At 65.1% G+C, this 24,630-nt stretch carries 21 protein-coding genes; 10 read left to right on the forward strand and 11 right to left on the reverse strand.

The features are described 5' to 3' along the window. Nucleotides 1–62: 62 nt before the first annotated feature. The 5 genes from ACERLL_RS01450 to queA all read right to left on the reverse strand — a co-directional run bounded on the left by ACERLL_RS01450 (nt 63) and on the right by queA (nt 5,956). A complete protein-coding gene (locus tag ACERLL_RS01450) occupies nt 63–1,649 on the reverse strand; it encodes an HAL/PAL/TAL family ammonia-lyase (RefSeq protein WP_373654277.1) in 1,587 nt (528 codons plus the stop codon). Continuing rightward, nucleotides 1,630–2,847, reverse strand: coding sequence for an AMP-binding protein (locus ACERLL_RS01455; RefSeq protein ID WP_373654278.1), 1,218 nt, complete (start codon nt 2,845–2,847; stop codon nt 1,630–1,632). The genes ACERLL_RS01450 and ACERLL_RS01455 overlap by 20 nt, the downstream gene beginning before the upstream one ends. 47 nt (nt 2,848–2,894) lie before the next feature. Further along, nucleotides 2,895–3,272, reverse strand: coding sequence for a photoactive yellow protein (gene pyp, locus ACERLL_RS01460; RefSeq protein ID WP_373654279.1), 378 nt, complete (start codon nt 3,270–3,272; stop codon nt 2,895–2,897). Between the two features lie 366 nt (nt 3,273–3,638). Next, nucleotides 3,639–4,781, reverse strand: coding sequence for a tRNA guanosine(34) transglycosylase Tgt (gene tgt / locus ACERLL_RS01465; protein WP_373654410.1), 1,143 nt, complete (start codon nt 4,779–4,781; stop codon nt 3,639–3,641). A 140-nt stretch (nt 4,782–4,921) separates the two neighbouring features. Continuing rightward, nucleotides 4,922–5,956: a tRNA preQ1(34) S-adenosylmethionine ribosyltransferase-isomerase QueA gene (gene queA / locus ACERLL_RS01470; protein ID WP_373654280.1), complete on the reverse strand. Its 1,035-nt coding sequence runs from the start codon at nt 5,954–5,956 to the stop codon at nt 4,922–4,924. A 191-nt stretch (nt 5,957–6,147) separates the two neighbouring features. On the opposite strand from queA, the gene ACERLL_RS01475 reads away from it, so the two are divergent. From ACERLL_RS01475 to ACERLL_RS01485, 3 genes are all read left to right on the forward strand, one after another. Beyond that, nucleotides 6,148–7,497, forward strand: coding sequence for a M18 family aminopeptidase (locus ACERLL_RS01475; RefSeq protein ID WP_373654281.1), 1,350 nt, complete (start codon nt 6,148–6,150; stop codon nt 7,495–7,497). A gap of 89 nt (nt 7,498–7,586) precedes the next feature. Then, nucleotides 7,587–8,423 (forward strand): hypothetical protein, encoded by an 837-nt coding sequence (locus ACERLL_RS01480; RefSeq protein ID WP_373654282.1) that lies wholly within the window; start codon nt 7,587–7,589, stop codon nt 8,421–8,423. A 401-nt stretch (nt 8,424–8,824) separates the two neighbouring features. After that, on the forward strand, nt 8,825–10,693 hold the full coding sequence (locus ACERLL_RS01485) for a PAS domain-containing sensor histidine kinase (protein ID WP_373654283.1): 1,869 nt from the start codon (nt 8,825–8,827) through the stop codon (nt 10,691–10,693). A gap of 43 nt (nt 10,694–10,736) precedes the next feature. Here the strand turns inward: ACERLL_RS01485 and ACERLL_RS01490 are convergent, their stop codons facing one another. Continuing rightward, nucleotides 10,737–12,167 carry an alkaline phosphatase D family protein gene (locus ACERLL_RS01490; RefSeq protein ID WP_373654284.1) on the reverse strand — a complete coding sequence of 477 codons (1,431 nt, stop codon included), beginning with the start codon at nt 12,165–12,167 and terminating at the stop codon, nt 10,737–10,739. 222 nt (nt 12,168–12,389) lie between these two features. Between ACERLL_RS01490 and ACERLL_RS01495 the strand changes: the two genes are divergently transcribed. Next, entirely contained in the window at nt 12,390–12,764 is a 375-nt protein-coding gene (locus ACERLL_RS01495; protein WP_373654285.1) for a DUF2237 family protein, read from the forward strand. Nucleotides 12,765–12,827: 63 nt separating this feature from the next. Here ACERLL_RS01495 and ACERLL_RS01500 read toward each other — a convergent pair whose 3' ends face one another. The 3 genes from ACERLL_RS01500 to ACERLL_RS01510 all read right to left on the reverse strand — a co-directional run bounded on the left by ACERLL_RS01500 (nt 12,828) and on the right by ACERLL_RS01510 (nt 15,031). Further along, the gene (locus ACERLL_RS01500) at nt 12,828–13,571 is read right to left on the reverse strand and encodes a hypothetical protein (protein WP_373654286.1); all 744 of its coding nucleotides are present in this window, start codon (nt 13,569–13,571) and stop codon (nt 12,828–12,830) included. A gap of 272 nt (nt 13,572–13,843) precedes the next feature. Beyond that, nucleotides 13,844–14,644 carry a family 1 encapsulin nanocompartment shell protein gene (locus ACERLL_RS01505; protein ID WP_373654287.1) on the reverse strand — a complete coding sequence of 267 codons (801 nt, stop codon included), beginning with the start codon at nt 14,642–14,644 and terminating at the stop codon, nt 13,844–13,846. A gap of 3 nt (nt 14,645–14,647) precedes the next feature. Next, nucleotides 14,648–15,031, reverse strand: coding sequence for an encapsulin-associated ferritin-like protein (locus ACERLL_RS01510; protein WP_373654288.1), 384 nt, complete (start codon nt 15,029–15,031; stop codon nt 14,648–14,650). 474 nt (nt 15,032–15,505) lie between these two features. Between ACERLL_RS01510 and ACERLL_RS01515 the strand changes: the two genes are divergently transcribed. Further along, nucleotides 15,506–15,673: a hypothetical protein gene (locus tag ACERLL_RS01515; RefSeq protein ID WP_373654289.1), complete on the forward strand. Its 168-nt coding sequence runs from the start codon at nt 15,506–15,508 to the stop codon at nt 15,671–15,673. Between the two features lie 51 nt (nt 15,674–15,724). Here the strand turns inward: ACERLL_RS01515 and ACERLL_RS01520 are convergent, their stop codons facing one another. Continuing rightward, nucleotides 15,725–15,931, reverse strand: a complete 207-nt coding sequence (locus ACERLL_RS01520; protein WP_373654290.1) for a hypothetical protein — start codon at nt 15,929–15,931, stop codon at nt 15,725–15,727. 244 nt (nt 15,932–16,175) lie between these two features. Here ACERLL_RS01520 and ACERLL_RS01525 point away from each other — a divergent pair, with 244 nt between their 5' ends. Next, nucleotides 16,176–16,685, forward strand: a complete 510-nt coding sequence (locus ACERLL_RS01525) for a hypothetical protein (RefSeq protein WP_373654291.1) — start codon at nt 16,176–16,178, stop codon at nt 16,683–16,685. A gap of 9 nt (nt 16,686–16,694) precedes the next feature. Here the strand turns inward: ACERLL_RS01525 and ACERLL_RS01530 are convergent, their stop codons facing one another. After that, nucleotides 16,695–18,134, reverse strand: a complete 1,440-nt coding sequence (locus ACERLL_RS01530; protein ID WP_373654292.1) for a DNA phosphorothioation-associated putative methyltransferase — start codon at nt 18,132–18,134, stop codon at nt 16,695–16,697. 245 nt (nt 18,135–18,379) lie between these two features. Here ACERLL_RS01530 and ACERLL_RS01535 point away from each other — a divergent pair, with 245 nt between their 5' ends. From ACERLL_RS01535 to ACERLL_RS01550, 4 genes are read left to right on the forward strand one after another with little or no spacing between them, the layout of a single operon-like run. After that, nucleotides 18,380–19,552, forward strand: a complete 1,173-nt coding sequence (locus tag ACERLL_RS01535) for a cysteine desulfurase family protein (RefSeq protein WP_373654293.1) — start codon at nt 18,380–18,382, stop codon at nt 19,550–19,552. A 17-nt stretch (nt 19,553–19,569) separates the two neighbouring features. Beyond that, nucleotides 19,570–20,484: a DUF4007 family protein gene (locus ACERLL_RS01540; RefSeq protein ID WP_373654294.1), complete on the forward strand. Its 915-nt coding sequence runs from the start codon at nt 19,570–19,572 to the stop codon at nt 20,482–20,484. Further along, nucleotides 20,474–23,821, forward strand: a complete 3,348-nt coding sequence (locus tag ACERLL_RS01545; protein WP_373654295.1) for a hypothetical protein — start codon at nt 20,474–20,476, stop codon at nt 23,819–23,821. The genes ACERLL_RS01540 and ACERLL_RS01545 overlap by 11 nt, the downstream gene beginning before the upstream one ends. Beyond that, on the forward strand, nt 23,808–24,626 hold the full coding sequence (locus ACERLL_RS01550) for a phosphoadenosine phosphosulfate reductase family protein (protein ID WP_373654296.1): 819 nt from the start codon (nt 23,808–23,810) through the stop codon (nt 24,624–24,626). The genes ACERLL_RS01545 and ACERLL_RS01550 overlap by 14 nt, the downstream gene beginning before the upstream one ends. Nucleotides 24,627–24,630: the final 4 nt, after the last annotated feature.

The following is a 24,630-nucleotide window of genomic DNA, read 5'->3' on the forward strand; positions in this document are numbered from 1 at the left end:
CGCGCTCCGTGGCGAGGGACCATAGGTCCACGCTACGGAGCGGGGGCGATGCCGGCAAGGGTCTAGGGGATGGGGGCGAGGATATCGGTCCGGCGCCGGGGCGCGCGGAGCACCGACGCCAGGTGGGTGATCTCGGCGGAGAGGGGGCGGTCCCGCCGCAGCGGCGCGGCGTGCCCGCGCACCAGGCGGTGCAGGTCGCAGGCGGCGGTGGAGAAGTCGGCCCATCCCGTGCGCTCGGCGGTCAGCTCCATGGCCTGGGTCAGCGTCAGCGCCTGGATGGCCTGCACCTCGAACAACAGGCCCAGGAGGTCCGCCGCCTGCCGGGCGCCGATGGTGCCCATGGTGACCACGTCCTGGTTGTCGGCGTTGGTGGGGATGGACTGGATGGAGGCCGGGGTGGCCAGGCTCCGCATCTCCGCCACCAGCGCCGAAGCGGAGACCTGGGCGCCCATGAAGCCGCTCTGCAGGCCGGTTGCGTCGCCCTGCAAAAAGGCTGGCAGGTCGTTGTTCCGCACCGGGTCCGTGAGCCGGGCGACGACCCGCTCGCCGTGCACGGCGAGCTTGATGGCGGCGTTGGCCAGGGCATCCGAGGCGAAGGAAACGTGCTGGCCGTAGAAATTGCCGCCGTGCCAGACCTCCTCCACCTCGTGGGCGAAGACCGGGTTGTCGGTGACCGCCTGCAGCTCCCGCGTCACCGTCTGCGCGTGGAAGTCCAGGCTGTCGCGCACCGCGCCGAGGAGCTGGGGCGCGCAGCGGATGGTATAGGGGTCCTGGGGCAGGGACTGGCCGGGCAGGACGCCCGCCCCCTCCTCCGGCAGGCCTTCCAGCGGCGGCGGGGGCTGACGGTCCGGCTGCAGCCGCCCGCTGTCGGCGGTCAGCGCGCCGAGGGCCCGGTGCGCCCAGGCCTGGCCGGGGTGGGGACGGACTTGCCCCAGCCCGGGGTTGAGGAATCCCGCATGGGCACCGAACACCTCGGCATTGACGGCGGCCAGCAGGGCAGCCAGCTCCACGGCGCGGGCCGCCTCCGCCGCGTTCAGGGCGGCGATCCCGGTCATGGCGCTGGTGCCGTTGACCAGGGCCAGGGCGTCCCGCCCGGTGGGCACCAGGGGCGTCAGGCCGGCGGCTTCCAGGGCGCGGTCCGCGGGCTCCGGGCCCTCCGGCCCCACCATCTGCCCTTCCCCCATGACCGCCAGGGCCAGGTGGGAGAGCGGTGTCAGATCGCCGCTGGCGCCCACGGTGCCCCGGGCGGGGATGGCCGGCGCCAGATGGCCGTTCAGCACCGCCACCAGAAGATCCAGGGCCTCCGGACGGATGCCCGAGTGGCCGCGGGCCAGGCTCAGGATCCGGGTGGCCAGCACCGCGCGGGCGGTGGGCGGCGCCAGGGCTGGGCCCGTGCCGGTGGCCAGATGGTAGATCAGGTTCTTCTGGTGACGGCCGTCCTGGTGCCCCGCCACCCGGGTATCGGCCAGGGGTCCGAACCCCGTGGTCAGCCCGTAGATGCGGCGGTTCTCGGCCTGCAGGCGGCCCACGAAGCGGTGGCTTTCGGCGACTCGGTGCCGGGCCTCCGCGTGGAGGGTGAGCCCTTCCTCACCGCGCGCGAGGCGCTCCACGTCCTCGGGCGTCGGGCAGCTATCGGGCCGGAGCTCCACTGGGGGCCTCCCGCGGCGGATGGGGGGATGGTTCGGTGGGCTCCGGGGCAGTCCGCGTGGCGAAGGTCAGCAGGCGGGGACGCTGCGGCGCCGGGAGCTCGCCGTCGATCCAGCGCTGCAGCTCCGGGCGGGCGGTCTCCTCGCCCGGGGCATCGCCGGTGAGCACGATGTGCGCCTTGAGCCGCTGGCCCTCCTCCGGGGCCATGGGGCGGACCGTGGCCTCCGCCACCCAGGCGTGCTCGCGCAGCCGGCGGGCGATCTCCCCCGGATGGACATTGGTCCCGCCCACCTGGACGGCGCCGTCGGCGCGGCCCTCGGGAATGAAGGTTCGGGCGCCCGTCCAGCGCAGGTGGTCCATGGGGCGGGCTTCCGCCGCGCCCTCGGTCCCGCGGTCGCGGAGGAGGCCCCCGTCCGGACCGGGGTTCCAATGGGCAAGCAGGGTGTAGGAGTCGCCGGGGCGGGTGCGGTAGCCCACGCCGCCGGTCTCGGTGGCACCGTATACCTCCAGCAGGGAATGGAGCCCCCGTTCCAGCAGGGTCTGGAAGACCGCCTCCGGCAGCGGCGCGGTGGAGCAGACGCCGCGCACCCCGGCGGGGAAGCGCTCATGGACGCTGGCCAGGTAGCGCCACCGCTCGGGAAAGGTAACCACCAGATCCCCGGCCTGGAGGTCCGAGTGGGCCGTGGCCCAGGCCGCCTCGCCGTCAAGCACGGGAACGCCCCAGCGGTCGGGCAGGGCGGCGGTATAGAGGAAGCCGTAGATATGGTGGGCCGGCGCCAGGGCCACCACCCGCCGGACCTCCGGGAAGAGGTGCACGAGGGCCTGCAGCTCGGCTTCCATGGCCTCCCACGGGTGGGTGATCAGCTTGGCGGGGCCGGTGGTCCCCGAGGTGCGGAAACCGATCCCGCTGGTTCCCTCCTTGAGGGCCTCGCGAACGACACCAACCCAATCGCCCAGGGTCCGGTAGCGCAGCAGGAAGTCCTCGATTCCCACCTCGTGAATACGGAAGCGCTCATTGACGGCCGTGGCCAGGGTGGTGAGATCCAGGGAGTCGGCGCCTACCCGGTCGCCGTCGAGGGCGGTGGCCAGAGTCCAGGCGGCGGAATCCAGGGGCGTGGCGTCGGTGGCGTGGGTGTGCGGCAGCTCGTTGGTGACCAGGTCCCGCAGGACGCGGAACAGGGCGGATTCGGATAGAAGCATGCTGTGCCTCCGATGAAAGGCCGGGGCCGGAGCCCCGGTATCGCTATTCAGATCCGCTTCACCAGGATCCAGAAGGATTCACCGACGAGCGCCTTCTTCATGTGCACCTTCACCTTGGTAGGCTGCATGTTGTAGTCGAAGGTGTACTCGAACATGGCGTCCAGCTCGCCCTTCTCCACCCCTTCCTTGAATTTGCCCTGGAATTCGGGGCTCTTGGTGCACGGCGCCACTTCCTCGAAGAAGTTCTTGCCGATTACGTCCCCGGCCTGACGCCCGGTGATGTCGCTCTCCGCCGCGTTGTAGGCGAGGATCTTGCCTTGGGCATCCACCTGGACGGCGCCGAAGGCCAGATTGTCGAGGTCGCGGTCGTCCATATTGGCGAGGGCGTTGTCCACGTCCGCCTGATCGAAACTTACCCGTTCCATGGGCTGGCTCCTGTGCTATGCATGTGAACGATTTGAACGTTTTGAGTGCATAGAGCTACCACCGCCCGGGACCCCCGTCAATAAAATTTCCGAATAAATTTTTATTTTTATCCAGGTTTGTACGTGGTCACTTCCATAAGATAATTGCGCGCCGGGCAGTTGCGTGAACGTTTTGATCGGAAAATTCGGCACTCCCGTGAGGGGAGGGGGCTGGGGCGGAAGCGTGCATCCCGAGCGGTCCGCCGGGTGGCCTTCAGCATATGGGGTAGGGACGCGCGGTGGGGTGGCCGGCTTGGGGAGATGGGGAGGGAGCGGCCGGAGGGCGCTACCGCTGAAGGGCGTCCGGCCCCATGGTGGCGGCGGGCCCTATTCCCGGGGCTGCCTCGGCTTCGCCTGCCGCTCCCGGAGCGCGGCGGCGAAGTCCTCAAATCGTCCCTCCTCCACGGCCGCCCGCATGGCGGCCATGAGCTCCTGGTAGAAGTGCAGGTTATGCCAGGTGAGCAGCACCCAGCCCAGCAGCTCGCCGGAACGGAACAGGTGGTGCAGGTAGCCCTTGGAGTAGTCGCGGGAGGCGGGGCAGCTTGAATTCGGGTCCAGGGGCTCGTGGTCGTCGCGATATCGGGCGTTGGTGAGCTTGCGGTCCCCGTCCCAGGTGAAGGCCAGGCCGCGGCGGCCGGAGCGGGTGGGCAGCACGCAGTCGAACATGTCGATGCCGCGCTCCACCGCGTCCAGCAGGTCCAGCGGCTTGCCCACTCCCATGAGGTAGCGCGGCTTGTCGGCCGGCAGGACCGGGGTGGTCACCTCCAGGGTGTGGTTGCGCTCTTCCGCCGGCTCGCCCACCGCCAGGCCGCCCACGGCGTAGCCGTGGAAGCCCAGCTCCACCAGCCGCCGCGCCGATTCCTCGCGCAGATGGTCGTGCACGCCGCCCTGAACGATGCCGAACAGCCCGTAGCCGGGCCGCTCTTCGAAAGCAGTCTTGGAGCGCTCCGCCCAGCGCATGGTGAGGTCCAGGGACTGCTTGGCCTCGTCCGCCTCGCAGGGGTACGGCGGGCACTCGTCGAAGACCATGGTGATGTCGGCGTCGAGCAGGCGCTGGATCTCCACCGAGGACTCCGGAGTCATCTCCCAGTAGCTGCCGTCGATGTGGCTGCGGAAGGTGACGCCGTTCTCGTCCAGCTTGCGCAGGTTGCTGAGCGACAGCACCTGGAAGCCCCCGGAATCGGTGAGGATGGGGCCGTCCCAGTTCATGAAACGGTGCAGGCCGCCGAACTCCGCCACCCGCTCCGCGCCCGGGCGCAGCATGAGGTGGTAGGCGTTGCCGAGCAGGACCTGGGCGCCGGTGGCTGCCACCTGGTCCGGAAGCATGCCCTTCACCGTGGCGCCGGTGCCCACCGGCATGAAGGCGGGGGTGTCGATGGGGCCGCGCCCGGTTTGCACCCGCCCGCGCCGGGCCGCGCCGTCGGTGGCGAGGAGGTGGAATTGGAAGTCGGGGGTATCGGTCACGGAGATCCCTGAAAAATCCGAAAAACGGCGACTCCGGTGTGAATCGCCAAATGTTGGTAATGGGTCCCGTAGGAGCGGCCGGGAGGCCGCTCCTACAACGTTTGGGCATTTTTCACCGTCTTTAGCCGTTAGCCGTCCTTGGCTTTTCAGTCACCGGCCGGGTGCAGCAGGCACGCGTCGCCGTAGGAATAGAACCGGTACCCCGCCTCGACGGCGTGGGCGTAGGCGCTCTTGATGCGCTCCAGGCCGGCGAAGGCGGCCACCAGCATGAGCAGCGTGGACTTGGGCAGGTGGAAGTTGGTGATCATGAGGTCGGCCAGCTTGAAGCGGTAGCCGGGGGTGATGAAGATGTCGGTCTCGCCGCTCCAGGGCCGCAGCTCCCCGTCCTCCCCCGCCGCGGTCTCCAGCAGCCGCAGGCTCGTGGTGCCCACCGGCACGATCCGCCCGCCGGCCCGACGCGTCGCGTTGATGCGCTCCGCGGTGGCCGCCTCCACCACCCCGTACTCGGCGTGCATGACATGCTCCGCCGTATCCTCCACCTTCACAGGCAGGAAGGTCCCCGCCCCCACGTGCAGGGTTACGGTGGTCCACGCGATGCCGGCGGCCTCCAGCTCGGCCATGAGCCGGTCGGTGAAATGCAGGGCCGCCGTGGGGGCGGCCACGGCCCCGGGCTTGGCGGCGAAGCGGGTCTGGTAGTCGGCGCGGTCGGTCGCCTCGTCCTCGCCGCCGCGGATGTAGGGCGGCAGGGGCATGTGGCCGTGGGTCTCCAGGGCCGCCATGAGGGCGGCCCCGTCGCGGTCGAATTCCAGCACCACCTCGCCGCCCTCGCGCTTCTCGGCGACCTCGGCGGTGAAATCCTCGCTGAAGCGCACCGTCTGGCCGGTCTTGAGGCGCTTGGCGGGCCGGGCGAAGGCCGCCCAGCGCGGTCCGGCCAGGGGCTTGTGCAGGGTCAGCTCGATGCGCACCGCGTCGCGGCGGCCCACCAGGCGCGCCGGGATGACCTGGGTATCGTTGAACACCAGCAGGTCGCCCGGTCGCAACAGGCCCGGCAGGTCGCGGACCCCATGGTCGCCGAAGCGGTCCGGACGCACCTCGAGCAGCCGCGCGGCATCCGCCGGCCGGGCGGGGTGCTGGGCGATGTGGTCCTCGGGGAGGTGGAAATCGAATTCGTCGACGCGCATGGGCTTCCATCGGTTCCGGAGGGCGCCAATTGTACGGGCTGCGGGGAGCAACTGCACCCGCGGCCCTTCCCAAGGCCCGAACGGTGCCGTACAAGGCAAGGAAGGGCCCGCGCGCGTCGGCACCGGCCCGGGTCCTCGCCCCCGGGGATTGTGGGGTAGGATGGGGGCTTTCACCGCAAAAGGCGCAGGGAATGAACGAGCAGGATCGCCACCAGACCGCCCGGGACCTCCTCGGCTACATCGATGCCAGCCCCAGCCCGTGGCACGCCGTGGCCAACGCCATGGAAATCCTGGACCGCCGCGGGTTCCAGCGGTTGCGGGAGGCGGAGACCTGGGATCTGCATCCCGGGCGGGCCTACTACGTGGTCCGCGACGACTCCAGCCTCATCGCCTTCCGCATCGGCGACGCCGCCCTGGAGGACGCCGGGTTCCGGATCGTCGGCGCCCACACGGACTCCCCCGGCTTCCGGGTCAAGCCCAACGCCGCCCACGCCAAGGGCCCGCTCGCCGCGCTGGGCACGGAGATCTACGGCGGCCCCATCCTGGCAACCTTCGCCGATCGCGATCTGACCCTGGCCGGGCGGGTTTTCGTCCGCGACGAGCACGCGGAATCGGGTGTCTCGCCCCGGCTCGTCCATTTCGACCGGCCGCTGCTGCGCCTGCCCAACCTGGCCATCCACATGAACCGAGACGTGAACCGGGAGGGCCTGAAGTTCGACTACCAGGAGCAGCTTCCCCTGTTTCTGAGCGCCCTGTCCGAGGAGCTGCCGCCGGAGCAGAAGTTCCGGCGCCTCCTTGCGGAGCAGGCGGGCGCCGATCCCGAGGAGCTGGTCTCCTGGGGGCTGGCGGTGGCGGATACCCAGGCCGGCGCCTTCTGGGGCCCGGAGAATGAGTTCATCGCCAACAGTCAGCTCGACAATCTGGCCTCCTGTCACGCGGCTCTGGCCGCCCTCCCCGAGGAGACCGCCGACGCCGGGGTGGCCGTGGCGGCGCTGTTCGATCACGAGGAGGTGGGCAGCGAGTCCTACAAGGGGGCCGCGGGCAATTTCCTGGAGAGCATCCTGGCGCGCATCGCCGAGGAGCTGTCGCTCAGCGAGGGCCAGTACCGCGCGGCCCTGGCGCGGAGCTGGCTGCTGTCCGCGGACATGGCGCACGCCACCCATCCGCACTTCCCGAGCCATCACGAGCCCCAGCATCCCGTGAAGGTCAACGAGGGGCCGGTGATCAAGATCAACGCCGCCCAGCGCTACGCCACCGACGAGCTGGGGGAGGCCTATTTCGCCCGCCTCTGTGAGGAGACGGGCATACCCTGCCAGAAGTACATCCACCGCAACGACCTGCCCTGCGGCTCCACCATCGGACCCATGATGGCCGCCCGGCTCGGCCTGCGCACCGTGGACGTGGGCAATCCCATGTGGGCCATGCACTCCCTGCGCGAGAGCGCGGGAACCTTCGACCACGGGGCCCTGATCCGGGTGCTGGAGACCTTCTACACCACCGGGCGCGGTGGCGTCGGTCGAACCCTGGGAGTGCTGCCCTAGCGACCGGGCGGGGGAGGCAAGGGGAAGAATTTTTGCGTTATAGTTGACGCGGACAAAATTCTTCCACGCTCACTGGCAGGTAGGCCGCCTTGACGCACTCCTTCTATGCCTCCGGACAGCTCTGTCCCCCCAGCAACTGCCCGTCCCTGACCAGTTGCGGAACCGCCGAGCAGGCCGTGCAGCTGCTGCGCAACCGCCTGGTGTCGGCGGCCATGCAGGAGCCCGACCATCGTCTGGACCCGGAGGCCTTGGCCCGGATCACCAATGCCTTCCTGGAGGAGCTCGGGCACTTGAAGGGGCCCGCCTACCTCTCGGCCATGGGTAGCGAAGGCATGCTGACCAACCGCCGCCAGCTCCTGTTCGAGCGCATCGTGGTGGGGCGGTTCGAGGCCTTCCTGGAGGAAGTGCCCCCGGGCCTTACCAGTCCGGAGGAGCCCCGCATCTCCCGCCGCCTCCTTCCGGGCCTGTTCCGGGCGCTGGAGGACCTGGCGGGGACGGCCTTCCTGGAGGGCTGCCGGGAGCGGGCCCGGGAGATCTGCGAGGAGATCGTCACCGAGCAGGGCAGCAGCGGCCTTTGGGAGCATTTGGCCGAGGACCCGCGGGCGCGGGACCTGGTCAATGACTTCGTCGCCCACGTGGCGCCCCTGTTCACCAACCCCGCGCAGCACTACGGCCTCTTCGCCCAGCGCATCATCAATACCCTGCCGGTGGGCGAGGCGGACGAGGATCCCGAGCTGCTGTTCAGCTGGTCCCAGTACCTCCTCGTCATCCGCGCCCTGTTCTCCGACTTCCGCGCCGCCTATCGCCGGGCGGGCCTGGAGAAGCGGCTGGAGCTGCGGTTCGATCCCGAATGCCGGGCGAACATCGCCCGCGCTCTCCTCGCCCTGGACAAGGCCAACAAGGAGCTCGCCCTGGAGAAGCGCTAGCCCCTAGGGGCTGGCTCCTTTCCGATGGGAGTTTTCCACCCAGCCTGTGGAAAACTCTGTGGAAGAAGGTTGCGGAAAGGGCGGCTGGACGGGGGGTATGGGGGGCTGCCCAGAATCTGTGCAGAAAAAATCCTTAAAAAACAGAGCCTTAATCGTAATCTCCCGCGTGTGCTGAATCCACGCGGCCCTTGACATTCCGTTTGCTCCTGTGGAGTGAAGTCTGGGCAATCCCCTAGGGAGTCCCCCCTTTAGGATCTCCGTTCACCCTCGCTGGCAAGCCTTACTGCAGACTCTTCCGACCCTCTTACTGAGTGAACCTTTTTCCACCGGAATACTCTCTAAAGGAATAGGCATTACTCCCAATAGGGATTTGCAGGTTCGCCCCCCGGAAGAGGTTTGCCGTGCGAAGCAAGGACCCTAAGGCTCATTCCGAAGAGCAGCTGCTCTATTCCAACGCCCTGTTGAACGCCCAGCTGGAGACCTCCCCCGATGGCATCCTGGTTGCCGACCGGCACTATCGGATGCTGACTTGGAACCGGCGTTTCCGGGAGATGTGGGGAATCTCCGAGGAGGTGATGGCCGCTGGAGACGGCCGCGCCGCCGTACAGAGGGTACTCGACCAAGTGGTCGAGCCGGAGCCGTTCCGGGCGGAGATCAAACGCCTCTATGAACATTTGGAAGAGGCCGAGACCCAGGTGGAAATCACCTTGAAGGACGGTCGGGTCCTGGAGCGCCATTCCCGCGGTGTGCAGGATGAGCGGGGTAGCTACTGGGGGCGGTCCTGGTTCTACCGGGACATCACCGAGCAAAAACGGGCCGAGAAAGACCTGCGGGTCAGCGAACAGCGGTTCCGCGCCGTTTTCGAGCGGGCCGCCCTCGGCATTGCCGTGGTGGACCCGGAGGGGCACCCATGGCGCGTGAACCCCGCACTGGAGCGCATGCTGGGGCGCTCTGCCGAGGAGCTAACGAGTACTAGCTTCCTGGAGGTAACCCACCCGGAGGATCGGCAAGCCGACCGCGAGGCCTTCGAGGAGCTGGTGGCGGGGCGCCGCGAGAGCTACGGCATGGAGAAGCGCTACCTGACCGGGGACGGGCGAGTGGTGTGGGGGCGGCTGTCCGCCTCCACCCTTCCCGGATGGAACGACCAGCAGAGGCCCTGGTTTCTGGGGATGGTGGAGGATGTCACCGAAAACCGCGAGCTGCTCGAGGAGCTGCGGCTGCTGGCGCAGGTGTTTCGCGCCGGAAACGCCGTCATGATTACCGACGCCCTGGGAAGGATCCTGCGCGTCAACGAAGGCTTCTGCGAGGTGACCGGCTACCGCCCCGAGGAGGTGTTGGGCGGGACCCCCGGGTTCCTGAAATCCCGCTTTCATGGCGAAGAGTTCTACCGGGCGCTCTGGAAGCAGCTGGAGCAAGAAGGCTATTGGGAGGGGGAGATCTGGAACCGCCGCAAGGACGGCAGCCATTACCCCCAGTGGCAGACCATCACGGCGGTGCCCGACCAGTCAGGCCGGGTGGCCCGTTACGTGGCCACCTTCTCCGACCTGACCGATCGCAAGCTGCTGGAGAGCGAACGCCAGCGTCGCGCATCCTCCGTCGGTGAGATGGGACGCATCCTTGCCCATCAGCTCAACCAGCCGCTGGCGGCCATCGGTTCCTACGTGGAGGGGGCCCTGCAGCGTTTGCGCCGGGAGCACCCCGATCTCGGCGAGCTAGAGCGGGGCCTACGCGAGATGCGGAGCCAGGTGGAACGGGCCTCCGGCATCGTGGACGATGTCCGCCACTACCTGCGTGGCGAACGGCCTGAATTGCGGCCCACGGACATCAACTCCCTGCTGCGCTCGGTACTCCCGGCGCGTGGCCCGGCCACCACCGAGCCGCCCTGCCACTTCAAGCTGGACCTCGCCGCCGACCTTGCCGATGTGCCGGGCGACCCCATCGCCTTGCAGGAGTGCCTGCTGAACTTGGTGAATAACGCCGTGGATGCGGTCCGGTCGAACCGGGGGGCCGAGGGCCGGGTCGCCATCACCACCCGGCGCCGAGGCAGCGAGGTGGAAGTGGTGGTCCGGGATAACGGCCCGGGGATCCCGCCCGGCCTTGAGGAGGAGATTTTCCGGCCCTTGTTCACCTCCAAGGAGGAAGGCACGGGTCTGGGACTGTCCATCTGCCGGTCAGTGGTCCAGAAACATGGAGGCAGGTTGTGGGTGGGGGCCAACGAGCCCGGCCCCGGCGCCGCCTTCCATATCACACTGCCAAGCGAAGCCCGGTAGGCGCCTGCTCTAGCGGGCAAAGGGGCAAGGTGCTTTCCAAGGGTCAGATCGCCAACGGCCCGGTGGGACCTCCCCCCTCGGTCTCCCAATAAGCGGTCCACTTCCCGTTCCTGCGGGTCAGCACCAGGAAATTGCGCTCGTTGGTGTAGATGCCCTTGCGTCCGGGCAGGGGGTACATGCGGATGGGCCGGCCCGGCAGGGGGTCCTCGCCCAGCCTGGCCAGGGCGCCCAGGGCGCGGGCGTACAGGGTCGGCGGCGGGGGGTGGGCGATGCCGGAGGACACCAGCTGGTGGATGGGCTCGGGCTCGGTCAGGAGCACGCCCCGGGTGGCCAGGTGGATCTCGCCGGACAGCAGGGTGAGGCGGTGGCCGGGACGCTTGCCCTGTTCCTCCAGGGCCTCCAGGAATCGGCACCATTCCGCCCGGTGGGCGGGGCTCTGCCACTGGTCGCGGAGGTCGTCCTCGTATTTCTGCGCCCCGGGAATGAGGTGGAGGAAGCGCTCCACGTAGGACAGACGCGGGCCGAGTCCGGGGACGCTGGACAGCACCAGTACTCGGGGTTCGCCGGCGAGCTCCGCGAGGCCCTGCTCGAAGAGGCCCCAGCCGTCCTCGTCCATCACCCGGTTGGGCAGGCGCTGGGAGCGCAGGTCCGGGGCGATCACCCCGAGACCCGGAAAACGCCACCAGCAGGTCAGGGAGGGGTGGTTCTCCGCGTCGGACTCCGCCGGCAGGGTGGCCGGCCCTTCTCCCTGTTGGAAGAGCCGGAAGAAGGTCCGGGCGGTCCGGAAGACGCCCTGGGCCACGTCGTTGTCGTGGTACCAGCGGGGATGGCTGCCCCAGCCGTCTATGATGTCGTGGTCGTCCCACATCATCATGGAGGGCACCCGGGCCACCAGGTAGGCGGTGTCCTCGGCGGTGTAGACATCCCGGTAGCGCGCCAGGAAGAAGCGCGCGGCCGAATCCGCCATGTCGCGGGTGAACCGGCCCCGCTCCTGCTCCTCCTGGTCGCTGCGGTGCCAGGCGTGCAGATCGGGGTGCGCGTCCATGACCTCGTCGGCGTAGAGCTGGTCGCCGCCGTGGAGCATGAGCTGGAACGGGTCGGCGTCGTGCTCCTCGCGCAGGATCCGCCACAGCGCGTTGCGCTCCGCGGCGGGACGGTCCATGTCCCCGTCCTCCTTGCCGTTGCAGGAGACGTAGGCGATGCGCAGGTCGCCGGTGAGGTCGGTGGCCACCTCGTAGCTCCGCCCTTCCAGCGCATAGGTGGCCCTCCGGCGCGCCGGGAGGCGGAAATCATAGCGCCACGCCCGGACGCCAACGCAGTGGTGGATCTGCTCGGGGGGTACCGCCTCCCCGCCCTCGGGGTGCAGGGGCGGTGCGGGGCTATCCTCCGGCAGCACCAGCAGGGCCGAGAAGGCGGTGCTTTCCGCGTCCGCGCCGCGGGCGAAGAGGATGGGTCCGATGGGGCCCTCGGACATGGGTCGGTTCCGTTACGCTGGGTTGAGAAGGGGCGGTCCGCCCGGCGGCGGCGCCGAAGAACATAAATGCCATCATAACCAATCCACAAGGAATCGGGTCCGGCCCGCCGCTAGCGCGCCGGGCGTGTCCGGCCGGATTGAAGGGCATGTGCCTGCCCGACTAGACTCGAATCAAGTGGCTCCGGCAACGGCCGGAGAAAATTGCAGAGCCGAGAGGGAGACATGAGCGAACAGAAAGCGCGGAACGTGCTGGGCGGCGAGCTGGAGCCCTGCGGGATCGATCCGCCGGCGGGCTTCTACCGGACCGGCCGCTGTGATACCGGCATTCAGGATCTCGGCAACCATTCCGTATGCGCCGAGGTGACCCAGGATTTTCTCGAGTACACCGCCGCCCGGGGCAATGACCTAGCCACGCCCGTCCCGGAGTTCGGCTTCCCGGGCCTGGAGCCGGGTGACCGCTGGTGTCTGTGCGCCGCGCGCTGGCAGGAAGCCCTGGAGGCGGGACAGGCCCCGCCCGTCCGCCTGGCGTCCACGGAGGAGAACGCCCTGGAGGTGGTACGGCTCGCGGACCTCAAGGCCCACGCCATCGACGGCTAGGCGGTGGTCGAAATAAACGGGGAGGAGGGCGGGTGCGGGTCCGTCCCCCCTCCCCTACGCCGATCACTCGGTGACGGTGGTGCGCTCCAGCTGGAACCCGTGCAGCTGGAAGTGCTGGAATCGGCCCTGGGCGTCGTAGCTTCGGATGGTGACCGTGCCCCGGGCGAAAAAGCCCAGCTCCGGCACGAACCAGCCCGTGTCATTGACCTTGGAATAGGCGCCGTCCGGCTCCGTGCGTCTGTGGCGGTCCTCCACCTTGAAGCCCCTGTATTCCCCGGCAGGGGTCTCGATCTCCCGGAAGGCGGCGACATTGATGACGCCGCGCTCCGCGGCCCCGTTGACGTAGGTGAAATCCCGCTCGCTGCGGAAGCCGGTGGACAGGGTTCCGGGCAGGTATTGGACGGGTCCCCTTTCGATCCAGCCGTCGGCCTCGGTGCCGTGCTCCACCAGGGTGCCGTCGCGGTGCTGGTGGAGGTAGATCACGCCCCGGTCCGGGAAGGGCCGGCCCCCGCCCGCCAGGTCCAGGTCGTAGGACAGGGCGAGCACCTCCGGGCTCTCCGGCACCACGCGGGCGCTGGAAGAGGCGGCATAGCGCAGCTTCCCGGATAGGGGACAGACCCGGAAGCCGCCGGCGAAGAATCCGGTTACCGAATAGGTCCAGGAATCGCCGTCCCGGATGCATTTGGTAGGGGTTTCGGCCGTTACCGAATTGGCGTCCATATGCGCTCCGATACCTTCCTCGTTGTCCGCGGCGGAGGCCACCGGCAGCACCAGCGTCAGCGCCGCGAGCACGCGTTTCCCGATCATGTTACCCCCCTTTCGATGCCGGGCATGGCGAAGCCCGGGGACATTCAGACAAGTTGGCGCTGTTCCCGGGGCCTGACAACGGTGCGTGTCCCTCCACCTGTTCGGGATCAAATCCGGCACGCGGAGGAGAAGGCATGTAATTGAAAAATGGCAGGAAGTTTTTGGGAGCGAACGGGGGTGCGCGGGCGGGAAGGGCGGCGGATTTCGCCGCTGGGACGGAAAACGGCCGTCCCGGCGGGACGGCCGCGCCCGTCGAGCCTACGGAGCGCCCCTCAGTCGGTCATGGTGCACACCGCCTGGGGCTCCTGGAGCTGGAGCACGATGCTCTCGTTGACGAACAGGTGGTAGTGGATGCCGTCGTTGGACTCGTAGCCCACCATGAGGTCCTGGCCCTGCACCAGGCGGCCCACATGGGAGTCCACCACGGCCACACCCTCCACCGGGGCCTTGTAGACGCCCAGCTCGCACAGGTTGTTCAGGTGCTGGAGCTGGAGCATGTCGGTGTTCTCGTAGCGGCGGAACAGGTTGTTGTAGTAGGTGTGGCCGGCCACCAGCGCGTAGGGCCCGTGATAGCCGGATTCCTCCAGCTTTTCCACCGCGGCGAGCACGTCGTTCAGGGCCTGGTCGCTCTGGGACCAGTCGCTGAGCTTGCCCTCGTGGCGTTCCGGGGCGTTCATCAGGCCGTAGAGATGGAAGTCCGGCTGGCCGTAGTAGATGAACTCCTCTTCGCGGTCGGCCACCGCCTCGGCGGCGTCCTCCACCGGGGAAAGGTCCAGGAGCTGGCCCATGTCCATGTACGCCTGGATCCGCCGCACCGAAAGCTGGCAGGTCTTGCGCAGCATGGGCACGGAGATGGCGTGGCTCATTACCGCCCCGGCCTCGCCCTTCCCCGGCGTGCGGCAGTAATCGTCCGTTCCCACCTCGATGGAGGTCAGGCCGAGTCCGTAGGGGCCGTCCAGGTCCAGGAAGCGGCGGCCGGTTAGCCGGTCCCGGGCGGCGCTGCGGGCGGTTTCATCGATCTGGCCCCACAGCTCTTGCGGCAACGCGGCCTGCGCTCGATTCAGGTAGCTCACGGCTCACTCTCCTTTCAGAGGACCGATGGTGGATTGGCGCTCGTCGGGGCCATCCTCGTCGCCGGAATCCTCCCCGCCGCCGTTGGCCTCTTCTTCCAGTTCGGTAATGGGCCCTTCGGTGAACAGATAGTCGCGCAGCTGGGCGTCGAAATCGGGGCTGCTGCGCCGCAGCCATTCCAGAACCATGGACGCGTGCTCGATCTCCTCCCGCATGTTGTGCAGCAGGATCTCCTTCAGCGCCTGATCCGGCGTGCCGTCGGCACGCTGCTGATACCAGTCCACGGCCTCCAGCTCTTCCTGGAGAGAGACCAGGGCCCGATGCATGTTCATGGTGTGCTCGGACAGCCGATCCAGTGGCTCGTGATACGACTCGCTCGCTCCGGCCATGGGGAACCTCCCGGGGCGGTTACTGGTTTATTGCGCATTCGGGAAGATGGGGATAGCGCATTGTCTTTCAAGGTGAATATAAACCCTTTATACCAATGGGCCATACCCGCGCGAGGCCGTCTATCCGGTGGGCTACCGGGTACGGGAGAGGGTCGGGAAGGGTGATCCGCTGGGGGAGAGGCAATGAAGGGCGGTTCCAAGGGCTGCATTACAGGTATGTAGAGACGCTCTGCGCACTGGTGCGGCGCTCGGGGGCAAAAGAAAAATAGGGAAAAGTAAAACTGATCAACGACTTGAGGGTGTTGCCCGGGAGTGGATGCGGGTATATTTTCGTTGAGGGGGGTTCGTAGGCAAAAGGGGCAAGCTATGCCGATGCGGCTTGTTTTCTTGGTCGCCGTTCTACCGTTATGCCTGGCGGGGCCGGCGCGGGGTTGGACCTGTACTTCCCCTCTGAAAGGCGAAACCGTCCACGAGATGTACATAAACGGTACCCGGGCGGGAAAGATACAGAAGGAGCGGGAGGGGTGGTCGGCTTTCTGCCGGAAAAGCCGGGCCTACGTGAAGGAGAAGGACCGCAAATTCTACGGCAAGGACTTCTCCGAGGCCGCGCAGGCCTTCTGCCAGTATTGCGAGGAGCCCTGAGCGCCTGCCGTTTCCCCGCTTCTCCCTCTAAGCCGGTCCTTCCTCGCCGGCCTATTCGTCCAGCCCGGCCCGCACCATGGCTGAATGCAGGGCCGAGGCGGCGGCGCTGCGGCCGATATCGTCCTGCGCCGCCTCCAGGATCTCCTCCAGTAGCTCGGCGTAGCCATCCCGCAGGGCGTCGATGGTCTTGCCGCCCCCGCGCTCGGCCGCGATCTCGTAGAGAATGCGGCGAATGTCCTCCGAGCCCTCTTCCGCCATGGGATGCGCTCCCTCCGTGCCGGTGGTGAATACAAGCCCCCGGCCGGCCCGTTCCGGGGCCAGGCTGGGAAACCTTCAGTCCAACATGAACGCCGTGCAACGGCGCAACCATCGCGCCGGGCGGGCCCAGGCATGGACGGGGACCGGGCCCCCCACTAGACTCGTACCGCAAGATTGCGCTTGGATGTCTCCGGAATCCGATCCGTTGGCCCATGCGCACCGGTTCAGTATGGAGATTGCCGTGATGCGGACCCTGATTCTGTTAGCCGCCCTCCTGGTAGCGCTGCCTGCCACGGCGGCCCCGGCGGGAATACCGCTCTGGGAGGATGCCTACACCGGCATGAGCCCGGAGGAAATCCTCCGCTTCTTCCCCGAAGCCCAGCGTACGAGCCCCGACCAGCGCGCCAAGAAGGGCCCGGAAGGCGGCGAGGAGCTGGTACGCATCCCCCGCGTTCAGATCGCCGGGGATCCCTATAGGGGCCATTTCTACTTCCGGGACGGCCGGCTGGAGCGCGTGGTGCTGGAGCTGATCCCGCAGGGCGAGATGACCTTCAGCGAGGGCCTGAAGAAGACCGAAAAAGTCCGCGACGCCCTGAGCCGCAAGTACGGCGAGCCGACGAAAAGGACCAGCAGCGGCGAGGGCTACAAGGTGGACTGGGACAACGGCCGCACGGACATCCATCTGATGGTGATCACCAAGAGCTATAAGGTGAAGCAGTTCGATATTGTCTACGAGGCGGGCTCCGATGGGTAAAAAAAATGCTCACTGCCGCACCAAACGGTGCCCTCGGAGCTGCGCTCCCTTCTCTTCCAATTTTGCAGCCCAGCCATTTCGGGTTCCGATGGCTTGGGGCTCATCAAACAGGTCCCACTTCTCCTCCTGCCTTGTGAGCCGGGCGAACTTCTCCCAAAAAGGGTGGCTCTCCGGAATAAAAGTTTCCTTGCGGTGGAGGATGGGCGGATTCTCCCGCTCCTCAAAGCTATAGTGCTTTTCCGAAAGCTCATGGAGGGAAACCACCCAGGATTCCTTTAGGGCCGGATGAGGGTCTTGTTCGAACTCCGGATAAAGGAGGTAGGAGATCTTGGGCTTAGTTCGGTTTAGCTTGATTAGATATTCGGCCTCGATGTCACCAAGCAGCACCCGGGCGCACCCTTCATAGATTCGGAGCACCGGAGGCAGGGTTTCCACGGCGCTTTTATGGAGATACAAGGCTTCGGGGGTGAGCTTGCCGCATTGGGCCTCCTTACAGGCCTTGGCCACCTCTTCGGTGCTCCCCGCTTTGAATAAGAGTTTTTCGGCTTCCTCCTGGGCTTTTTTGTAGCTCCCGAAGAAGGCCTTGATATCCCGCTGAAGGGCGACGGGCAGATCGGAGAATTTGGGCAAGCCGGAAAGCCGTTCCAAACCCAAGTGCACTAACAGGTCCTGGGTCCGAGCTTCCCTGGCCTCCTCCCACGCCTCGTCGCCCGCTACCCGCCGGATAATCCCGGCAGCCTTTTTTATACTGCCTAGCTCTTCAAGGATCTGAGCTCCGGTGGAGAACTCGTCTGGTTCCGGGAGCCTTCCATGGGCTTCGAGGAAGCGGGTTAAGGACTCTAGTTCCGTCTGGTATTTCTCGAATAGCTCGTCACTGCGGCGGGGAGCAAGTTGCCCGGCCAGGCGGTGGGAGCGGCCCTCCTGCAGGAATTGCTGCCGGTCGGCGGGATCGGGAAATGCCAGAACGATTCCGGGAGCCAGGGAGACCGGCTGCACCCCCAGGGTGGATTCGACGAAATCCTTCAGCTCTTGCTGGCTGAATAGTTTCTGGAACGTCTTCCAAGCCGTAAGCCAACCGTCGCGATAGGGCTCCCAATTCTCCTCCCCCTTCTCGGAGTGAAGCCGCACCGCCACCACCAAGGCGCGCTGCGTTAATTCCCAAGCCGAACGGAGGGTTTCCCTTCGCTCATCCGGGTCTTCTATGACATTGATGACGAAGCCCAGATTGACGATTTCGGCTTCGATAAATGCTTCATCCGGGGCGTAGGCCGGATCCCAGCCATGGGCTGAGAAGCCCAGCTTGGAGATCCAGTGGACATCCACCCCGCGCCCACACCCGTAATCGAAAAACCGGTCTCCTTCCCTGAGTAGGCCGGTCTCCAACACGAGCCGCGCTGGTCGGGAAACTTCTCCGCGGAATTTTGCTGCCCGTTCACGTTGAACCGTCATCGTCAGGGCCCTTATCGAGAGGTTTCTGGGGGAGGTTGAACCTGTGAAAAACAGGGTGCACCGTATGCGGCAAGGGGCGGTATACCCCAAAATCTTGAGGTCCTGTGGAGACAGGATACAAAATCCTGTGGAAAACCTGTTAGATGGTGGGAGTCACCCAAACTAGGTTCTTGGCGGTGAGCCCCTGCCCAGTTTCGGTGAGTTAATTAACCGCTTGTCCTTGATACGCGGGCTTGAGGCGAATTATGAGTCAGGCTGAATTCGAAGAAATCTACCTCGATAACAATGCCTCAACGCCGCCCTTGCCGGAAGTCCGTGAGGCCATGTTAACGGCCATGGGCGCGGAGTTCGGAAATCCCTCCAGCGCCCATTCCTTAGGTGGACGTGGAAAGCGCCTTTTGAACAATGCCCGCGAGCAAGTAGCCACCCTGGCAGGGGCTAGGCCGGAAAATCTCTACTTTTCCGGAAGCGGGACGGAGGCGAACAACTGGGCCATTTTGTCCGCCGTCGCCCAGCACCCGGACCGCAAGCGATTGGTTACCACCCCCATTGAGCACTCCTCCGTCCTGGCCATGGTCCGCCATCTTGAACAGGCCAAGGGGATGGAGGTGTGCTATGTCCCGGTTAGGCCTGATGGACAAGTTGACCTGGAAGGGCTGAAGGGACTTGTAACCCCGGATACCGCGGTGGTCTCGGTGCAATGGGTAAATAACGAGACGGGGGTGTTCCAGCCCGTCGAGGAGATCGCCCAATTTTGCCGAGAACAGGGCGTGCCTTTTCATACGGATGGCGCCCAGGCAATCGGCAAGGGCCCCATGGCTTGGGACCAGGTGGCCCCCGACTATCTAACCTTTACCGCCCACAAGCTACACGGTCCCCAAGGAGTCGGTACTTTAGTTGCGCATCCGGGTGCAGAGGTTCTCAATTTGTTCTATGGTGGAGGGCAAGAATCCGGCCGGCGGCCCGGTACGGAGAACCTCCCGGGCATTGTCGGCTTTGGACAGGCTGCCGCAATGCGGGGGCAGCGTTTGGCGGACATTTGCGAGAAAATGTCCCGGCTCCGGGACCGCTTTGAAAAGGGGGTCCTTCAAGAAGTCCCCGAGGTGGAGGTGAATGGTGCCCCTGAACAGCGGGTTCCCAACACCTCCAATCTGCTCTTTCGGGGGGTAGAGGGCCAGGCCTTAATGGCCCGCTTGGACCAAAGCGGCATCCTCTGTTCGCAAAGCTCCGCTTGTACAAACAGCCGTCCGGAGCCTTCTTATGTCCTTCGTGCCATGGGCCTTCCCGAAGAGGAGGCCTATGCCTCGGTGCGGTTCAGCTTCTCGGAGCTGAATACCGCGGATGAAGTGGATCGGGCGGTCGACCAGGTTGCAGAGATCGTAGAGCGTCTGCGGGCCTTTCTCCGGTTCGGGGCCTAAGCCAAAGGGAGTTGAAGATGCGTTTTAGTGGCCATGAAACCTTTCCAATTCGGGAGGGCTGGCTTCATAAAGGCCTTGAGCTCCTGTTTGAAGACCCGGAGGGTTTGGTCGGTCCCAATGCGGCCGATGAACTTGGTGTCGGCCAGAACATGGCCAAATCCATTCGTCACTGGCTGCAAGTGACTGACTTAGCCGAGTTTGGCCCCAAGCCCTCCGGCTCTGGCCCCCGCCTGATGCATCCAACCGAACTAGCCGAGCTAATCCGCGAGCGGGACCCTTATTTCCTCGAACCGGGGTCCCTTTGGGCCTTGCACGCCAACCTGGTCAACGGTACCGAGGCTGGCTCCTGGTTCTGGTTTTTTAACTTCTTCAACCTTTCGCGGTTCGAGCGCAGTGCCTGCCTGGAAAATCTGCGCCAATTCCTCCAGCTCCGCCAGGTGAGGCAGGCCAGCCTGAACACCCTGGAACGGGACCTTACCTGTCTCCTGCATTCCTATGCCCAGGGAATCCCGCCCCGGCAGGAAGACCCTGAAGAAGAGCCGCATTGCCCCTTCGTCGACCTGGACCTGCTACGCCACTACCGCTCCTCCGGCCACTACGAGCTCAATCGGGAGACCAAGCCCGTCCCCTTCGAGCTCCTCGGCTACACCTTGGCCGCCGCGTTTCCGGACGCCCAAGAGGGCGAAGGACGCATCGATATCCGCCTCGATGATGCCCAAGGCAATACAGGGGGACCTGGGCGGGTCTTCGTGCTTACCCCGGAAGGCTTGTTCGACACGATCTTAGAGGCCGAGCGGGAGTCCGGAGGGGGAGAAATCCAGATTAGCGGCCTTGCCGGAGAACGGGCCGTACGAATTACCCGGCGGACGCCCCTGGAATGGCTTGCTCGTTACTACGACCGGATGGAAGAGGGAACCGAAGATGCCGCCTAACCAAGACTCCCTTTGGCCCTCGGACAATCCGGAAGGCCGCGAGGCGTTCCTGCGCTCCATCAACCTCCCCTACGATGCGGACGCCCCTGAGCGCATCGCCCACTTCTACCCCACGAGCAAATGCGTCTCCCTGCTCCGGGCCGTGCTGGGCCAGGAAGCAGATCGGGCTTACTTCGTTATTGCCCCGTATGGCTCCGGGAAGTCGCTGACGGCTGCCTATGCCTTGCACCTCATCGAGAACCGCAAAGAGGCCCGGCCGGTTCTTAACAACATCAGCGCCCGGCTGGCTGATGTGGATGGGGGCCTGGGCGAATTTGCACAGGCCCGCAGCGAGGACCAAGCGGGCGGCTTGGTTCTCGCCCTCCACGGCTATTGCCCTTCCCTGCCGGAAGCCCTAAAGGAAGCCGCCCTCGCCGCCATGCGCCGGGTGAAGCTCGGCCGGGAGGCCCGCAAGTTGGAGAAGGAGCAGGTGGGCACCATGGACGAGGCGGTGGCCATCCTGAGATGGCTCCAGGAAGAGGGGGTCGAGAAGGGCTACGACCGTATCGCCATCCTGTGGGATGAGTTCGGGCGGCATGTGGATTCCTTGGTGGCCGAAGGCAAAGCCGCCGACCTGGTGGATATCCAGGTGCTCGCGGAATACGCCGCCCGGACCCAAGACCCCCCCGTTACCCTGGGGCTCTTCCTGCACCAGGGTCTCCTTCACTACGCCTCGGAAATCCCTCAAGGCGTGCGGAAGGAATGGACCAAGATCGAAGGCCGCTTCCAGAGCATCCAGTATCTGGATGACAGCAAGGAGATCTATCGGCTGATCGCCCAGATCGCAACGGAACAGCGCCCCTTCGATACACCGCCCGAATCGGATTTTCCCGAGGCGGCCCGGAAGCTACAGGAGCTAGGCCGGTTCAAGGAGTTCTCGCAAGGAGAGTTGGCGGCTCTCCTAGCCGATGCTTATCCCTTGGAGCCGCTCACCCTGGAGCTTCTCCCCCGAGTCGCCGGGCGGGTGGCCCAGAACGAGCGCACCTTGTTCGGGTTCCTCTACCAAACCCGGTTGGATGGCCCAATCACGCCAGCCGATCTGTACGACTACTTCTCGGAGGCCATGCGGGCCGACACCGGTGTGGGCGGGACCTACCGGCAATGGCTGGAAACGGAGAGCGCCCTCGCCAAGGTGGGGGACAGTGACCTGACGCGGGATGCCCTTAAGACCACTTGCCTGCTCGGCTTGGGCGCGAGCGGTGAGCGGGCCCGGGCCAATCATCCGCTCCTGGTAACCGCCGTTGGGGGGTATCGGAACGAGGAATTGGAGGCCGAAGAGGCCATCAACGCCCTAATCGAGCAAAAGCTGCTCCTGCACCGGCGTCATAGCGATTCCGTCTCCGTGTGGCATGGAACGGATGCCGACCTGCGCGGCAAGCTCGAAGAAGAAAAGGCCGCCAAACGGGCGCAGTTCGATCTCCGCGCCTTCCTGGAGGAAGAGCTTCCCGCCCCGGCCTGGCGCCCAGTGGAGTACAACGACGATTACCGGATCCGGCGCTACTTCACTGGGGAATTCCACACCCTCGACACCATTACCCCCTACCTGGATACCGAGGCGCATCCAGTGGCCCTGCCGCTCGATACGGACGGCAAGGTCCTGTATCTGCTGGTGGAGTCGCCAAAGGAGCTGAGCGAAGCGGAACAGCTCCTGAAGGGCCAGGAGACGAACTCCCGCCTGGTGTTCGCTTTCCCTTCGGAGGCCCTGCCCCTAACAGAAGCGGCCTTGGAGGTTTGGTGCCTTACCCATATGCAGCATGACAGCGAGCTGGTGGGAGCGGACCCGCTGATCCTTCCCGAGCTTCGCCAGATGGCCGACGACGCCCGCGCGCATCTGAAGCGGATGGCCCACCGCCTGCTTTATCCCGGCGCCGAGGGACCGACGTGGTACCACCGGGGTAGAGAGGTCGCGATAGGTAACGCCAAGAAGCTCCGCAAGACCCTTTCCGGGATCATGCGGGAGACCTACCCGGATACGCCGCGCATCAATAATGAGCTGATCGTCCGCAAAAAGCCTTCTCGGATCATCATCAATGCCCGGAAGAAGTTGGTCCTGGGCATCCTGGAGCGGGCCGGAACGGAGGATCTAGGCCTGCAGGGCAAGACGCCTGATGTCTCCATGTATCGAACCGTGCTGGCCCAGACCGGTCTCTATGGGCCGGATGGGGAAACGAACCGTTTTGCGCGCGCGGATGAGCTACAGGACCCGGGCCTAACCAAGGTTTGGCAGGAATTCGAGGCGTTCTTCACTGAACCGGAGGATTACCCCAAGGCCTTTGAAGACCTGTTTACCCGCCTAAAACAGCCTCCCTATGGCGTTCGCAATGGCCTGTTCCCGGTCTTCTTAGCAGCGGCCTTCAAGGCCTTCCCCAATGCCATATCCCTGCTCCGGGATGGGGTGTATGTGGAGGACATCCTCCCCTCGGAAGTCGAGACGATATTCCGCAGCCCAGAGCGGTATCGGCTCCAGGTGTTGGGCATCGACGAGGCCAAGACCCAATATTTGCTTGGCTTCTACGAAATTTTTACTGGCGAAGATTTGGCCGAAGAGGATCGGGTCGACGACCTGATACGGACTTGCTTCGAGGCCTTCCAGGCGTGGAAGTTGGACCTTCCGGTGGCGGCCTACTATTCCAGCCAATTGAGCAAAGAGGCTCGCGCCTTCCAGAAGGCCATCCAGGCGGAATTGGATCCCGTCCGCCTTCTCTTCAGTGAAATCCCAAAAATCCTCGGGGTTTCGGAGGAAACGCCGAATGAGGCCTTGGCTGGATTGCGGGACGTAAAGGAAGAGCTGGAAAGCGTCCATCTCTACCTGGGGAAAATGGCCGGCGAATCCATGCGCAAGGTAATTGCCCCCGGCAAGGAAACCGACCTGCCCCTGTCCGTGGTGGCCAATGAGTGGGCCAATGCTTTTCCGAAATTTGTCGTCGACGAGATTAAGGACGCGTCGGTAAAGGCCTTGATTACGCAGATGGCCCGCAGTTACAAAAGCGACGAGCTCCTTTTGAATGCTCTATCGCAAGGCCTGCTCGGGAAACCCCTAAAGCGGTGGGATGACAGCACGCGACATACCTTCGAACGGGATTTCGAGCGGGCGGCCCGCAAGGCGGAAGATGCAGCCCTTTCCGCCGTAGGACAGGTGGACCCGAACACGGAAGGGGCCGACGCCTTGGCCGGTTTGGTGGAGGACCGGGTAAGCACCCTGGTTGACCGCCTGACTCGCCTGCTCGGCCCCGAAGAAACCGAACGCTTCCTGCGAAACCAGGTGCGCAAATCGGAGCCGGAAAATGGCGACTCTTAATGAGGCCTTAGAAACCATAGAAGACGGAAGCTTCCGCCACATTGTGAATATCAGCGGCGGCAAGGATTCGGCGGCCCTAGCAATTTACCTGGCTCAAGAATATCCGCAGCTCCCTGCAGAATATGTCTTTTGTGATACGGGGGTGGAGCTTCCGGAAACCTATGAATACCTGGACCGCCTAGAAGCGATCTTGGGTCAGGAGATCGTGCGCCTGAATGCCTTGGACCTCCTGGGCATGAAGAAAAAGCCGGGCCGTAATCCCTTCGATATTTGGCTCAATGAATATTACGGGGGCTATCTGCCCAATCCCGGGGCCCGTTGGTGTACCCGCGTTCTGAAGATTAAGCCTTTTGAGGATTATATCGGCGAGGACAGGGCCTTCAGTTACATCGGGATCAGGGGGGACGAGGATCGGGAAGGGTATCTGGGAAAGGACCAAAAGCCTCCAAAGATATCGGATAAAAACAATATCGTCCCCGTCTATCCGTTTAAGGATGATGAGCTAGGTATTGCGGATATCAAGAGCGTCCTAGAAGCTAACGGAGTGGGCCTGCCCGATTATTACGAATGGCGTTCAAGGTCTGGTTGTTACTTCTGCTTCTACCAGCAATTAGGGGAATGGCAGGGATTACAGGAAAACCATCCTGAGTTATTTGAGAAGGCTAAAAAATACGAAAAAATAGAATCAGGAAAGCATTTTACTTGGAACCAGGATCGCTCTCTAGGCCAAATTGAAAACTTAGAGGAAAGGTACCAAGTTAAAAATCCAGATGAAATAGATAGTTGTGCGATTTGCCATTTGTGAAAGG

The sequence above is a fragment of the Thiohalorhabdus sp. Cl-TMA genome (assembly GCF_041821045.1).
GTDB classification, from domain to species: domain Bacteria; phylum Pseudomonadota; class Gammaproteobacteria; order Thiohalorhabdales; family Thiohalorhabdaceae; genus Thiohalorhabdus; species Thiohalorhabdus methylotropha.

What these genes read in the sequence shown, in the direction of transcription:
- ACERLL_RS01530 (WP_373654292.1), bottom strand. Translation starts at nt 18,134, where the DNA reads ATGACGGTTCAACGTGAACGGGCAGCAAAATTCCGCGGAGAAGTTTCC.
- ACERLL_RS01495 (WP_373654285.1), top strand. Translation starts at nt 12,390, where the DNA reads ATGAGCGAACAGAAAGCGCGGAACGTGCTGGGCGGCGAGCTGGAGCCC.
- pyp (WP_373654279.1), bottom strand. Translation starts at nt 3,272, where the DNA reads ATGGAACGGGTAAGTTTCGATCAGGCGGACGTGGACAACGCCCTCGCC.
- ACERLL_RS01515 (WP_373654289.1), top strand. Translation starts at nt 15,506, where the DNA reads ATGTACATAAACGGTACCCGGGCGGGAAAGATACAGAAGGAGCGGGAG.
- ACERLL_RS01545 (WP_373654295.1), top strand. Translation starts at nt 20,474, where the DNA reads ATGCCGCCTAACCAAGACTCCCTTTGGCCCTCGGACAATCCGGAAGGC.
- ACERLL_RS01550 (WP_373654296.1), top strand. Translation starts at nt 23,808, where the DNA reads ATGGCGACTCTTAATGAGGCCTTAGAAACCATAGAAGACGGAAGCTTC.
- ACERLL_RS01475 (WP_373654281.1), top strand. Translation starts at nt 6,148, where the DNA reads ATGAACGAGCAGGATCGCCACCAGACCGCCCGGGACCTCCTCGGCTAC.
- ACERLL_RS01525 (WP_373654291.1), top strand. Translation starts at nt 16,176, where the DNA reads ATGCGGACCCTGATTCTGTTAGCCGCCCTCCTGGTAGCGCTGCCTGCC.
- ACERLL_RS01540 (WP_373654294.1), top strand. Translation starts at nt 19,570, where the DNA reads ATGCGTTTTAGTGGCCATGAAACCTTTCCAATTCGGGAGGGCTGGCTT.
- ACERLL_RS01510 (WP_373654288.1), bottom strand. Translation starts at nt 15,031, where the DNA reads ATGGCCGGAGCGAGCGAGTCGTATCACGAGCCACTGGATCGGCTGTCC.
- ACERLL_RS01500 (WP_373654286.1), bottom strand. Translation starts at nt 13,571, where the DNA reads ATGATCGGGAAACGCGTGCTCGCGGCGCTGACGCTGGTGCTGCCGGTG.
- ACERLL_RS01490 (WP_373654284.1), bottom strand. Translation starts at nt 12,167, where the DNA reads ATGTCCGAGGGCCCCATCGGACCCATCCTCTTCGCCCGCGGCGCGGAC.
- ACERLL_RS01520 (WP_373654290.1), bottom strand. Translation starts at nt 15,931, where the DNA reads ATGGCGGAAGAGGGCTCGGAGGACATTCGCCGCATTCTCTACGAGATC.
- queA (WP_373654280.1), bottom strand. Translation starts at nt 5,956, where the DNA reads ATGCGCGTCGACGAATTCGATTTCCACCTCCCCGAGGACCACATCGCC.
- ACERLL_RS01455 (WP_373654278.1), bottom strand. Translation starts at nt 2,847, where the DNA reads ATGCTTCTATCCGAATCCGCCCTGTTCCGCGTCCTGCGGGACCTGGTC.
- ACERLL_RS01535 (WP_373654293.1), top strand. Translation starts at nt 18,380, where the DNA reads ATGAGTCAGGCTGAATTCGAAGAAATCTACCTCGATAACAATGCCTCA.